The sequence below is a fragment of the Paractinoplanes lichenicola genome (assembly GCF_016785085.1).
In the GTDB taxonomy this organism is placed as follows: domain Bacteria; phylum Actinomycetota; class Actinomycetes; order Mycobacteriales; family Micromonosporaceae; genus Actinoplanes; species Actinoplanes lichenicola.
The window spans coordinates 205,118-216,848 of sequence record NZ_JAENHO010000004.1 but is presented as its reverse complement, the minus strand read 5'-3'; the positions used below and the strand labels follow the sequence as shown (position 1 = coordinate 216,848).

Here is an 11,731-nt window from a genome sequence, read left to right as displayed (position 1 = left end):
GCGTGCGGGGCGCACGATCCCGGCCCGGCGGCGCCCGGCAGGATGCCGGGATGTCGACGACCCCCCGGGAGGCACCGTGACCAGCAGCGACAGGCGGGACCGGGCGGCCGAGATCGCGGCCGCGGCCGATGCCGTCACGGCGGGCACCGGACCGGTGACCGTCGATGTCGGAAAAGCCGACCGGCACCTGACGTTCGTGCCCGGTTCCGTCGTGCGGGATCCCTGGTCGGCCTTCGATGGGGAAGTCGGTTTAGGCGTTTTGTCGCCGGAGTCCGCGCGCCGGGCCGGAGTCGAAGCAGCCGCGCTGCTGAGCGGCGGCCCGGTCGAGGTGGCCGGTCCGCCCGAGCTGATCGGCCCGATCGTCGACGGCCTGATCACCGGCTGCCCGGGAGAAGCCACGCTCCTGGTCGACGAGGCGTTGCTCCCGGCTGCGCTGCGGGGCCGGCTCGCCGCCGACGTCGCCCGGCTGGCCCGGCTGCTGACCAGCGCCCCCGCCAACGTCCTGACTCCCGCCGCCGCGGCCGCGCTGGCCGTCCGGCTCGCCGACGACGCCGGGCTGACCTGCACGGTGCTCGGCCCGGAAGAGGTGACCGCGCAGGGTTTCGGCGGTCTCGCGGCGATCGGCGGCGGCTCGGCCAACGGGCCCCACCTGGTCACGCTCGATCACCTGCCCGAGGCCGGCCCGCCCGAGGTGGCGCTGGTCGGCAAGGGGATCACGTTCGACAGCGGCGGCCTGTCGCTGAAGTCGCCGGCCGCGATGCAGAGCATGCGCCTCGACGTGGCGGGGGCGGCCACCGTGCTCGCCGTCATGGCCGGCCTGCGCCGCGCGGGGTGCGATTTCGGTGTACGGGCGGTGTTGCCGTTCGCCGAGAACCTGCCCGGCCCGGGTGCGGTCCGCCCCGGCGACGTGGTGACCGCCTGGAACGGCACCGAGATCCAGATCCTCGACACCGACTTCGAGGGCCGGGTGATCCTGGCCGACGCGCTGGCCCTGGCCGCCGACTCCGAACCGGGCCTGCTGATCGACCTGGCCACGCTGACCTACCAGGCCGAGATCGCGCTGGGCCCCGAGATCGCCGCGGTGTTCGGCCGGGACGGCTCGGCCACCCGCTTCCTGCAGGCGGGCGCGGCGGCGGGCGAGCCGCTGTGGGAGCTGCCCTACGACGAGCGCTACCTTCCCCAGATCAAGACCGCTTCCGGCGTACGCAACCATCCCCTCCACGATTCCGGCCGCGCGATCACCGCGGCGCTGTTCCTGGGCGAGTTCGTGCCCCGGCCAGTCCCGTGGGTCCACGTCGACATGACCGGCCCGGCCTGGTCCGGCAACGCCTCGGCCGACGGCGCCACCGGCTTCGGCGCCCGTACGCTGCTGGAACTGCTCACTCCGCCGAAAGGTCTGACTATTTAGCCGCTCGCGGCAGTCAGGCCTGTCAGGACAGGGGATGATCATGCCGGGCCGGGCCGGTTGCATGGGAGCGCGGCCGTGCCTGGACTGGTGCCCGGCCGCATACCAGTCCCTGACAACCAGTCCGTGGAGCACCGACCGACGTGACATATCAGCCCCACGCTGACCAGCCCTACCCGACCGGCAACCAGCCCCAGCCGGGGGTCTACGGCGGGCAGCCGCCCTATTCGGCCGGCCCTCCCCACTATCAGAACCAGACGCCGCAGCAGCCCGGCTACGGCAACTCCGGCACCGCCTACGGCAACCCCGCTCCGACATACGGCACCCCCACCCCCGGTTTCGGCACGCCCGGCACGCAGGGAACCGGCTACGGAACGCCCGGCCCCGGGTTCGGCGGCCCGCCGCCGGCGCCCAAGAAGCGCAAGAAGTGGCCCTGGATCCTGCTGGCCGTGGTCGTCGTGATGATCCTCGGCTGCGTCGGCGTCTTCGCCTTCGTGCTCAACGGGGCCAAGGAAGCGGTCGAGACCCTCGACGACAACGCCTCGGGCAAGAACGCGGTCGCCGGCGAGATGAACAAGGCCGCCCGCGACGGCAGCTTCGAGTTCACGGTCAAGTCGATGGACTGCACCAAGAGCAGCCTCGGCCCGGCCGCCTACCCCACGAAGGCCCAGGGCACGTTCTGCGTGGTCACCCTGACGGTCAAGAACGTCGGCGACAAGGCCCAGTTCTTCGACGGCTCGAGCCAGAAGGCGTTCGACGCCAAGGGCACGCAGTTCTCCGACCACCTCGAGGGCGGGGTAGCCGCCAACTCCGGGTCGTCCGCGATGATCCAGGAGATCAATCCGGGCAACCAGGTGACCGGCAAGCTCGTCTACGACGTCCCCAAGGGCACCAAGCTCACGTCGATCGAGCTGCACGACTCGTTCTCCCTCCTCACCGGCGGGGTGAAGATCCCGCTGAAGTAGGCCGCCCGCTTGACCCTGCCCCAGGGGCACGGGTTCGCATGGGGTGTGAGCTGTCGTGAATGAGAATGGCCCGATGCGGATCGCGGGCGGCTGGAGCACGCGCGAGCTGGCCGAGCTGGCCGGCACGACGCTGAAGACGGTCCGGCACTATCACCGGATCGGGCTGCTGGAGGAGCCGGAGCGGGCGGCCAACGGCTACAAGAAGTATCGGGTCCGGCATCTGATCCGGCTGCTCCGGATCCGCCGGCTCGTCGACCTCGGGGTGTCCCTCGCGGACATCGCCGTCGTCGAGGAGTCGGTCGAGGGCGCGGAGGGGGTCTTCCGCGCCCTCGACGCCGAGCTGGCGGCCGGCATCGAGCGCCAGCAACGGATGCGCGCGGAGCTGGCCGCGATCCTGCTGCACCACAAGCTGGCCGACCTGCCGCCCGGCTTCGACCGGACGGCCGGCGACCTGTCCGACGCCGACCGGGCGTTCCTGCTGCTGTCGTCGCGGATCCTCGAGCCCGAGCTGCTGCAGACGCTGCGTGAGCAGCACCGGTCGCCGCGCACCGAGACCGGGCGGGAGTTCGACGAGCTGACCGACGAGTCGAGCGACGAGCAGCGGCAGAGCCTGGCCGAGCGGATCGCCCCCGAGGTGGCGGCCGACCGGGCGAGCAACCCGGGCATGACCGAGTGGAGCCGCCAGGTCGCGGCGGGCGAGGCCGACCCCCGTACGGTGGCCGTGGTCTTGCAGGGTGTGGCCGAGTTGCACAACGCCGCCCAGATCGACGTCATGCAGCGGGTCAACGTGATGCTCGAGATGGGGGCAGAATCGCCGGAATGACAGAGGTGAAGTTGCGGCCGCTCGAGGACGGCGACATGGACGCGCTGTTCGAGCTGATGCGCGATCCGGAATCGGTGCGGATGGCCGCGTTCGTGGGTCGCGACCCCGACGACCGGGCCGCCTTCGACGCGCACATGGCCCGGATCCGGAGCCGCACCGATGTGACGAACCGCGCGGTCACCCTCGACGGCCGGCTGGTCGGCAGCATCGCCGCGTTCGTCATCGAGGGCGACACCGAGGTCACCTACTGGATCGACCGGGCGTTCTGGGGTCAGGGCATCGCCGGGCGCGCGCTTGCCCTTCTGTTGCAAGAGGTTCCCGTACGCCCCCTGTTCGGCCGCGCCGCCAGCGACAACCTCGCGTCGCTGACCGTGTTGCGACGGGCCGGTTTCCAGGAAGTGGGCACCGGCGTCGACTTCGCCCGGGCCCGCGGCACCGAGATCGAGGAGACGATCCTGCGCCTCGACTCATGACGGGGCCTCGGTGACGTCGCTCCACAGGGAGGTCAGGGCGTAGCAGAGCACGTGCAGGGCGAGGCGCTGGCCGGGCTCGTCGTAGGTCAGGCCGAACTGCCGGGCCCGGGAGAGCCGGGCCAGCACGGTGTTGCGGTGCACGCCGAGCTGCTGCGAGGCCTGGCTCAGCGAGCCGCCCGCGTCGAGCACGGCCAGCACGGTCTGCACGAGCGCGGCCCGGTCGCGGGCGGCCATCAGATCTTCCAGGCACAGGTCGGCCACCTGGGCGATCTCGGTGGTGGGCAGCCAGGCCAGCGCGGCGTTCGCGCCGACCTGGTCGAACCACTGCACGGCGCCGGGGCCGTCCTCGCGGGCCACGTGCGCGGCCAGCCGGGCCTCGGCCACCGAGCGCATCAGGCCGGCCACGCCGTCGTGCGCGCGGCCGACGCCGATGACGAGCCGGTGGGCGACGGCCGAGTCGCGGAACCCGGCCAGGGCCCGGCGCAGCGCGGTCACGTCGTCCGGGTCGGCGCTGCTGTGCCACGAGATCCACCCGTCGCCCTCGGCGACCAGCGGCCACGTGGTGTGGCCGCGCTGCCACGAGGCCCGGATCATGAAGGTGATCTCGGGCGCGGGTTCGCCCGCGGGGCGTACGGGGGCCAGCCAGACGGCCCGGTTGGCCTCGCCGACCTGCCAGCCCAGCTCGCCGGCCCAGCCCGGGGCCTCCACACCGGCCGGTTCGGCCGGCTCCGGCGCCGGGTCCCCGGCCAGGCGGCGCAGCAGCCCGAACGCGGCCTGCTCGTGGGCGGCCCGGGCGGCCGCGTCGAGCCGGCTCTGCGCCCACGCGGCCTGCAGCGACGGGCGGGCCAGCCGCAGCAGCGACTCGACCTGGTCGGCCGGGCCGGGCACGGGGACGGCGGCGACCAGCCGGGCCGTCGACCGCTCCCCCGGCGCGTGCACCTCGACCTCGATCTGGCGCACGTGCGGGCGCTCGGTCAGGGCCGCGCTCTGCCCGCCGAGCACGACGCCGCCCATCACCAGGGCCACCGGCACCTGCTGGAGCTCGCGGTTGAGCACGCCGAGCACGCCGCGGATGCCGGTCTGCTCGGCCAGCTGCTCGGCCAGCCGGGCCTGGCGCAGCGCGCGGGCCGCGGCGGGCGCGCTGACCTGCCCGGCGAGGTGCAGGGCGACGTCGATCGGGTCGTCGTCGATGACGATCAGCGACATGGTGAGCCGCTCGGCCAGGGCCACGCTGGAGTCGCCGGCCACCGAGCGCGCGACGACCACCGCCGACAGGTTGCGCTCCCAGGCCAGGTGCAGCGCCGCGGCCAGCGACCAGCCGCCGGTGGCCGCCTCGTTGTGCAGCACGACGAGCCCGTGCGGGGTGCACCGGCGCAGCCGTTCGAAGGTCTCGGCCAGCACCACCTGCTCGACCTTGCGGGCGGGGTCGGCCAGGTGCGGCTCGGCGGCGGCCAGGGGCTGGATGCGGGCCAGCTCGCCGAGCGTGATGGGCAGGGTCGACGGGTGTCTCATCGGCGCCTCACAAGCGGGTGCCTCATCGGCGCCTCACAAGCGGGTGTCTCATCGGCGCCTCGGGTGGGCCAGCGGGATGCCGTGCGAGCCCATCCCGACCATCTCGATGCCGCGCGGCGAATACCAGACCGCATCGGCCGGGGTCACCAGCACGTCGATGAGGTCGCCCGGCTCGAGGCTGTCCAGGGTGGCCAGCGCGCCGCGGGAGACGTCGAGCAGGCACATCAGGTCGGGGGCGCCGGCGATCAGCGCGCCGTCGGCGAACACGGCCACGATCTCGCTGCGCAGCTCGATCCGCAGTTGCCGGCCGAGCCCGCCGACCTCGTCGACGACCAGGCTCGACGGGTGGGCCGGGATGGTGACGTCGCTGGGGCGGCTCAGGTGCTCGAGCTCGGCGATGCGGCCCCGGGCCAGGCGGCGGCACCCGGTGATCGCGCCGAGCCGGGTGACGAGCAGATCAGGATCCGTACGGTCGAGCAGCAGCCGCCCCACGTTGGCGATCCGGGACACCGTACCGGGAAGGGCTGCTCTTCTGAGGACGCCCGCGGTGGTCGGGTAGGCCGCCAGGGCCGCCCAGCCGCCGACGGTGTCCACGTTGGCCCGCAGCATCCTGTCCGCGCGCGGCCCGGCCGGCACCTCGACCAGCACGCTCTCGCCGGTGGGCCCGACCGCGGCCAGCGGCGTCGGCGACACCCCGGACAGGTGCATCGAGGTGTGGTGGATCAGCGCGAAGGCCCGGCCCATCCCGTCCGCGTCGAGCAGCGGCACCCGCAGCTGAGCCGCGGTCACCACCGCGACCAGGGCGCTGATCGTGGCCGCGGCCAGCGGATAGACGGCCCCGAACTCGACCCGCTGGAGCCGCTCGATCTGGCGTACGGCCAGCTCGAACTCGTCGCCGGCCGGGGGCAGGTCGGCCATCGCCGAGCCCGACCCGAGCACGCAGACCGACACGCAGGGGGTCTCCGGGGGCACGCCCTCGACCTTGAGCAGCGGCACCGGGCCGTTGCGGTCGAGCAGCCCGGCCAGCCACGAGTTGACCGACGACTTGTTGGCGTCGCCCACGGCGGGCGAATAGAACTTGGCCCCCTCGTAGAACGCGGGCACGTCGTCGGCGGTGATCGACGAGCTGGCGCCGACGTAGCCCGGCTGCGTCATCGCCGGGCCAGCGAGGTGTCGGGCAGGCCGGCCACCCGCACGCGGACGCGTACGGTGCCGGACGGGCTGTAGGGCAGGGCCACCGTGGAGATCTCGGCGATGTAGGTGGTGCCGGGCGCGGCCCCGTTGGCCATCACCATCGCCGTGGCCCGCTCCTCGGCGTCGCGGCGGATGTCCTCGAGCTGGTCGGCCGACTCGATGAAGGCCACCTCGTCGAGCCAGGCCGCGGGCTGGCAGAGCGTCGCCCCGATGCAGGCCAGCAGGTGCGGCGGCTGGTCGGGCCGCAGGTGCAGCGAGGTGTCGCCGGGTTCGGCGGTGAGCACGGCCATCGGCACGACCAGCTCGGTGCCGATGCCGTCCGGCTCGTCGGGCCGCACGACGGCCAGGCCGTGCCGCACCTCGCCGGCCAGCCGCCGCCCGCCGCGGGGCAGCAGCACCCGGCAGTCGTCGAGCCCGGCCAGGTGGGCGGCGCCACGCAGCTCCAGAGCCTCGGTGGCGCCGAACGCGACGACCGGGGTGACGCGGATGCGCGACGGGGTGCTGTAACCGCCGTCGCCGCGGGCCACCCGCAGCTCGAGCGAGCCGGGCAGCCGGGCCAGGGTGCGTTCGCAACGGTCGAGCAGTCGCTCGGTGAGCACGGCGAGCGCGCTGTCGAGCACCACGGTGGCCTCCCTCGCGACCAGTCCCTGCCCGCCGTAGTCGCTGGCCACCGAGATGTGCGCGCCGGGCACAGCGGCCAGGACGGCGTCGGCCACCTCGCGCTCGTGGGCCGGGCGGGCCTGCGAGCCGGCGGCGACGATGGCCACGTGCCGGATGCCGGAGGCGGACAGCTCCTCGCAGAGCGCGGCCAGCCCGGTGCGGTCGAGCGGGCAGAGCTCGTTGCCGAGCAGGTCGTGCCCGCCGGCGACGGTCCAGCGGCGGGCGATGCGGCGCTCCACCAGCTCGGCCGGCGAGCGGGCCAGGGCCGGGTCGGTGGCCGCGCGCGGGACGATCCGCACGACGGCCACCGGCGGCAGCTCGGCCTCGGGGCGCAGCAGGGTGTCGTAGAGCAGCGGGGCCAGGTCGACGGTGACCGCGCCGGCGCCGCCGGGGGCGCGCAGGGCCACCCCGGCCGCGGCCGCGATCACGCCCTCCAGATCGGCGCGGGCCGGGGCCACCGGCTCGACCGGCTCGACGGTCGGGCCGGTCACCACCGCCGCGTACGCCCGGTGCGGCCGCAGCGTCACCCCGATCTGCGCAACTGCGCCCTGAGCAGGCATTTCTTGATCGTACTCGCGATCAACGGGTGCGCTTTCGCAACCATCGATCCATGGTCACGGCGAACAGGATGAGCAGACCCTGCAGGACCTGTTGATAGATCGTGTCCCAGCCCAGCAGGTTGAAGCCGTTGCCGATCAGGGTCAGCAGCAGCGCGCCGACGATGGCCCGCCACACCGCGCCCTCGCCGCCGAGGATGCTGGTGCCGCCGACCACGGCCGCCGCGATCGCGGTCAGCTCCGTGCCGGTGGCCATCGTCGACTGCGCGGACCCGGCCCGGGAGGCCAGGATCAGGCCGGCCAGCGCCGAGCAGACCCCGCTGATCATGAACGCGGTGACGTGGATCGAGCCGACCCGGATGCCGGAGAGCCGGGCCGCCTCGGCGTTGCCGCCCACCGCGTACAGGCGGCGGCCGAACGTGGTGCGGGCGACGACGACGGCCAGGACCCCCACGACCACCACGAACATGATGGTGGCCGAGGTCAGGCCGAACAGCGACGGCCAGGTCAGCATGCCGAACGTCTCGGCCGCGCCGGTCAGCGGATAGACGATCGCGCCGCCGGTCACCATCACGGCCAGGCCGCGATAGACCATGCTCGTGGCCAGGGTGCCGACGAACGAGTTGACGCCGCTGCGCACCACCACCGTGCCGGTCACGAAGCCGAGCAGCGCGCCCGCCACCACGGCCGCGAGCATGCCGACATAGACGTCGGTGACCCGGCCGACCTGCACGCCGATGATCGCCGAGAGGGCGAGCGTGGCGCTGGCCGTGAGGTCGAAGACGCCGCTGATGATGCAAATGGTGGCGCCGGTCGCCAGCAGGCCGATCACGGCCGTCTGGTCCAGCAGGTTGACGATGTTGCCGGTCGTCAGGAACGTGTCGGTGCTGACCGAGAGCGCGATCACGATGATCACGAGGGCGGCCACGATGCCGTAGTCGCGCATCCGGAACGCGAGCCGCGACATGTTGCCGGCCGGCGGCGCGGCGGTCTTGGGCAGGGTGTCGACGCTCAACTGGGTTCTCCTTCATCCGAGCCGAACGCGGCCGCGATGACGACCTCCGGGGTGGTGCCGCGCGGATATTCGCCGACGGGCTCGCCGTGCCGCAGCACGAGCACCCGGTGCGAGAGCGCGAGCAGTTCCTCGATCTCGGACGAGACGCAGACGACCGCCATGCCGTCCGCGGCCAGCCCGGTGATCAGGTGATGGATCTGGGTCTTGGCGGCGACGTCGACGCCACGGGTGGGCTCGTCGATGAGCAGCACCTTGGGCTTGCGCAGCAGCCACTTGGCGAACAGGGCCTTCTGCTGGTTGCCGCCGGAGAGGGTCTCGATCGCGGCCTCCGGGTCGGCCGCGCGGATGTCGACCGACTTGGCGATCTCGCCGACCGCCTTCTTCTCGGCCGGTCGCCGCACGAACGGGCCGGCCCTTCGCCCCGACAAAGACGACAGGGCCACGTTCTCGGCCACCGACCGCTGCATGACCAGGCCCTGCTCCTTGCGCGACTCGGGCACCAGCGCCACGCCGGCCGCCATCGCCGCTCGTGGGGTGGGCTGGGCCAGTTCGGCGCCGTCGACCTCGACCACGCCCTCGACCGGCCGGTCGGCGCCGAACAGCAGCCGCAGCGTCTCCGTCCGCCCGCTCCCGACCAGCCCGGCGATGCCCAGGATCTCGCCCGCCCGCACCTCGAGGCCGACGCCGTTGACCAGACCGCGCTTGAGCCCACGGGCGGCCAGCATCACCGGTGCGCCGTCCGGCACCGGCCGCGGGTCGGGATAGAGCACGTCGATCTCGCGCCCGACCATGTGCCCGACCAGCTCGCGGGGTGACGTTTCCGAGGCCTTCTGAGTACGGATGAGGGCGCCGTCGCGCAGCACGGTGATCCGGTCGGCGACCGACAGCACCTCCTCCAGGAAGTGCGAGACGAGGATGATCGTCGTGCCGCCCGCGGCCAGCTTGCGGATCAGCGCGAGCAGGTTCTCCTTCTCGTGCTCGGCCAGCACGGCCGTGGGCTCGTCCATCGCGATGACCTGGGCGCCCCGGGCCAGCGAGCGCAGGATCTCGACCTGCTGCTGCACCCCGATCGGCAGCCGGTCGACGCGCTCGTCGGGGTCGACCGTGAAGCCGGTCGTCTCGAGCAGCCCGGCCAGGCGCTTGCGGTCGGCGCGGGCGCTGACCAGGCCGCCGCGGTGCGACCAGCGGGCCAGGAACACGTTGTCCAGCACCGACAGGGCCGGCACGAGCGCGCCCTCCTGCGAGATCAGGCTGATGCCGTGGCCGATCGCGTCGCGCGGGCTGCCCACGGTGACCTGCTCGCCGTCGAAGCTCAGCGTCCCGGCGTCGGCCCGGATCGCCCCGCCCAGGATCTTGAGCAGGGTGCTCTTGCCGGCCCCGTTCTCGCCGACCAGCCCGTGCACCTCGCCGGGCGCGATGTCCAGGTCGATGTCGTGCAGCACGGTGACGCCGCTGTAGCTCTTGCCGACGCCGCGCACGGCGATCGACGGCGCTTTTCGACTGCTCAAAGGGTCTCCTCAACGCCAGAGGGCGCCGGGGAAAGGTGTCCCCGGCGCCCGCGCCGTCAGTCCGAGTAGTCCGCCGTCTTGCCGGTCAGCGCTTCCTTGGTGCCGAGGCAGTTGTAGTCGGTGAGCACCTCGCAGGCCACCGACGACTCCGGCACGGTCTCGCCGCGGGCCTTCTTGATGCCCAGCTCGGCCGCCTTGGCGCCCTGACCCTTCTCGGGCAGCGCGTACGTGGCGTACCAGGTGCCCTTGTTGACGAGGTCGTAGGCCTGGGTCGAGTTGCCGTTGCCGACGAAGGTGATCTTCTTGCCGGCCGCCAGCGGGGTCGCCCCCTGCAGCGCCTGCGACGAGCCGATCACGACGTTGATGTCGGGGTGCGCCTGCAGCAGGTTCTGCATGGCGGCCCGGCCGCTGTCCGGGGTGTAGCCGCCGACGAAGTTCGAGACGACCTCGGCCGCGCCGCCCGCCTCGAGCGTCTTCACCGCGGCCTCCGTACGGGCCGTGTCGAGCGGATAGTTGGCGAAGCCCTGCAGATAGGCCACCTTGCAGCCGCTGCCGGCGACCGTCTTGCAGGCCTCCAGGCCCATCTTGGCCAGGCCCTCGCCGTTGACCGTGGGCGGGTCGATGATGTTGATCGTGCCCGGCACCTGCGGGGCGGCGGTGTCGTACTTGCCGCCGACCGGGGTGAACTCGACGACCACGGTGATACCGGCCGCGACCGCCTGCTTGACCGGGTTGACCATCGCGGTGCCGTCGTTGGCCTGCACGATCACGACGTCGTAGCGCTTGGAGGTCACCGCGTCCTGCAGCTGGTTGACCTGCGTGGGCCCGTCGAAGTTGGAGTCGAGGAACGTCGCCTCGGCATTGTTGGCGTTCGCGTACTCCTGCACGCCGGCCCAGGTGGCCTGGGCGAACGAGTTCGCCTTGGCGAAGCCGAAGAAGCCGATGCTGAGTTTCTTGTCGGCCGGGGCGGCGGTGGCCGCGGCGCCGGCGCTGTCGTCGTTGTTGGGATTGCTGCAGGCGGTCAGCGCCACCGCGGCGGTCAGGCCGACCGCCAGGAGCCGAGCAACTCGTATCACTGGTACTCCTCTTACTGTTTTCAAGAAGAAGAATCGAGAACTCTCAGGGCTCGACGAGCTCGAAGACTCCGCCAACGAGCGGCTCGTCGTCCCGGATGTCCAGCAGTGCGGTGAGCCGCCCGGACAAGGAGGCTCGCCACGGGTCGTCGACCCATCGGCGGTAGTCGGCGGCCGTGTCCCAGTCGGCGATGACCAGGTGGGTCGCGGGGCTGTCGTCAACGGATCGCAACAATTCGGCAGCACGGCACCCGGGGAACGCCCGGGCCCGCTCCAGAACCCGCTGGTCCGCGTAGAAGGCCTCGAGCTCGTGGCCCAGGCCGGCGGCCGCTCGAAGGGTGAGGACGCTGCGGACCATTGGTACCTCCCGTGCTTCGGGTGGTTGGAGTGGGCAAATGCTGACGGTGGCCGGTCCGCCACGGATGTGCGCCGAGCACACCGGCGACGGGCGCGGCTGTGCAGCGCGGCGCAACGCCGTGTTCACACCGGGTGGCCGCCCCACCAGCACCGATTGACACCCCAGAAACGGCTGTGACAGTTTCGGGG

The 11,731-nt window shown here is 72.7% G+C and carries 11 protein-coding genes; 4 read left to right on the top strand and 7 right to left on the bottom strand.

The window, feature by feature from the left end; translation table 11 throughout:
* Positions 1–76 precede the first annotated feature (76 nt).
* From JKJ07_RS14435 to JKJ07_RS14420, 4 genes are all read left to right on the top strand, one after another.
* Entirely contained in the window at positions 77–1,408 is a 1,332-nt protein-coding gene (locus tag JKJ07_RS14435) for a M17 family metallopeptidase (protein ID WP_202992011.1), read from the top strand.
* A 140-nt stretch (positions 1,409–1,548) separates the two neighbouring features.
* A complete protein-coding gene (locus JKJ07_RS51710; protein ID WP_307834262.1) occupies positions 1,549–2,370 on the top strand; it encodes a DUF4352 domain-containing protein in 822 nt (273 codons plus the stop codon).
* 73 nt (positions 2,371–2,443) lie between these two features.
* Entirely contained in the window at positions 2,444–3,193 is a 750-nt protein-coding gene (locus tag JKJ07_RS14425; protein WP_202992010.1) for a helix-turn-helix domain-containing protein, read from the top strand.
* Positions 3,190–3,666 (top strand): GNAT family N-acetyltransferase, encoded by a 477-nt coding sequence (locus tag JKJ07_RS14420; protein ID WP_202992009.1) that lies wholly within the window; start codon positions 3,190–3,192, stop codon positions 3,664–3,666. Before JKJ07_RS14425 ends, JKJ07_RS14420 begins: the two co-directional genes overlap by 4 nt.
* On the opposite strand, the gene JKJ07_RS14415 is transcribed toward JKJ07_RS14420, so the two are convergent.
* From JKJ07_RS14415 to JKJ07_RS14385, 7 genes are read right to left on the bottom strand one after another with little or no spacing between them, the layout of a single operon-like run.
* A complete protein-coding gene (locus tag JKJ07_RS14415; RefSeq protein WP_202992008.1) occupies positions 3,661–5,178 on the bottom strand; it encodes a PucR family transcriptional regulator in 1,518 nt (505 codons plus the stop codon). The genes JKJ07_RS14420 and JKJ07_RS14415 overlap by 6 nt on opposite strands.
* 48 nt (positions 5,179–5,226) lie before the next feature.
* The gene (locus JKJ07_RS14410) at positions 5,227–6,333 is read right to left on the bottom strand and encodes an S-methyl thiohydantoin desulfurase family protein (RefSeq protein ID WP_202992007.1); all 1,107 of its coding nucleotides are present in this window, start codon (positions 6,331–6,333) and stop codon (positions 5,227–5,229) included.
* Positions 6,330–7,592, bottom strand: a complete 1,263-nt coding sequence (locus JKJ07_RS14405) for a hydantoinase/oxoprolinase N-terminal domain-containing protein (RefSeq protein WP_202992006.1) — start codon at positions 7,590–7,592, stop codon at positions 6,330–6,332. The genes JKJ07_RS14410 and JKJ07_RS14405 overlap by 4 nt, the downstream gene beginning before the upstream one ends.
* A 19-nt stretch (positions 7,593–7,611) precedes the next feature.
* Positions 7,612–8,604: an ABC transporter permease gene (locus tag JKJ07_RS14400; RefSeq protein WP_202992005.1), complete on the bottom strand. Its 993-nt coding sequence runs from the start codon at positions 8,602–8,604 to the stop codon at positions 7,612–7,614.
* On the bottom strand, positions 8,601–10,112 hold the full coding sequence (locus JKJ07_RS14395) for a sugar ABC transporter ATP-binding protein (protein WP_202992004.1): 1,512 nt from the start codon (positions 10,110–10,112) through the stop codon (positions 8,601–8,603). Before JKJ07_RS14395 ends, JKJ07_RS14400 begins: the two co-directional genes overlap by 4 nt.
* Positions 10,113–10,168: 56 nt before the next feature.
* Positions 10,169–11,188 carry a sugar ABC transporter substrate-binding protein gene (locus JKJ07_RS14390; protein WP_307834261.1) on the bottom strand — a complete coding sequence of 340 codons (1,020 nt, stop codon included), beginning with the start codon at positions 11,186–11,188 and terminating at the stop codon, positions 10,169–10,171.
* Positions 11,189–11,231: 43 nt separating this feature from the next.
* A complete protein-coding gene (locus JKJ07_RS14385) occupies positions 11,232–11,543 on the bottom strand; it encodes an antibiotic biosynthesis monooxygenase family protein (RefSeq protein ID WP_202992003.1) in 312 nt (103 codons plus the stop codon).
* Between the last annotated feature and the right edge of the window lie 188 nt (positions 11,544–11,731).

Bases quoted from the DNA above. Each gene is read 5' to 3' on its own strand.
- JKJ07_RS14385 (WP_202992003.1), bottom strand. From the start codon at position 11,543: ATGGTCCGCAGCGTCCTCACCCTTCGAGCGGCCGCCGGCCTGGGCCAC.
- JKJ07_RS14405 (WP_202992006.1), bottom strand. From the start codon at position 7,592: ATGCCTGCTCAGGGCGCAGTTGCGCAGATCGGGGTGACGCTGCGGCCG.
- JKJ07_RS14420 (WP_202992009.1), top strand. From the start codon at position 3,190: ATGACAGAGGTGAAGTTGCGGCCGCTCGAGGACGGCGACATGGACGCG.
- JKJ07_RS14415 (WP_202992008.1), bottom strand. From the start codon at position 5,178: ATGAGACACCCGTCGACCCTGCCCATCACGCTCGGCGAGCTGGCCCGC.
- JKJ07_RS14410 (WP_202992007.1), bottom strand. From the start codon at position 6,333: ATGACGCAGCCGGGCTACGTCGGCGCCAGCTCGTCGATCACCGCCGAC.
- JKJ07_RS14425 (WP_202992010.1), top strand. From the start codon at position 2,444: ATGCGGATCGCGGGCGGCTGGAGCACGCGCGAGCTGGCCGAGCTGGCC.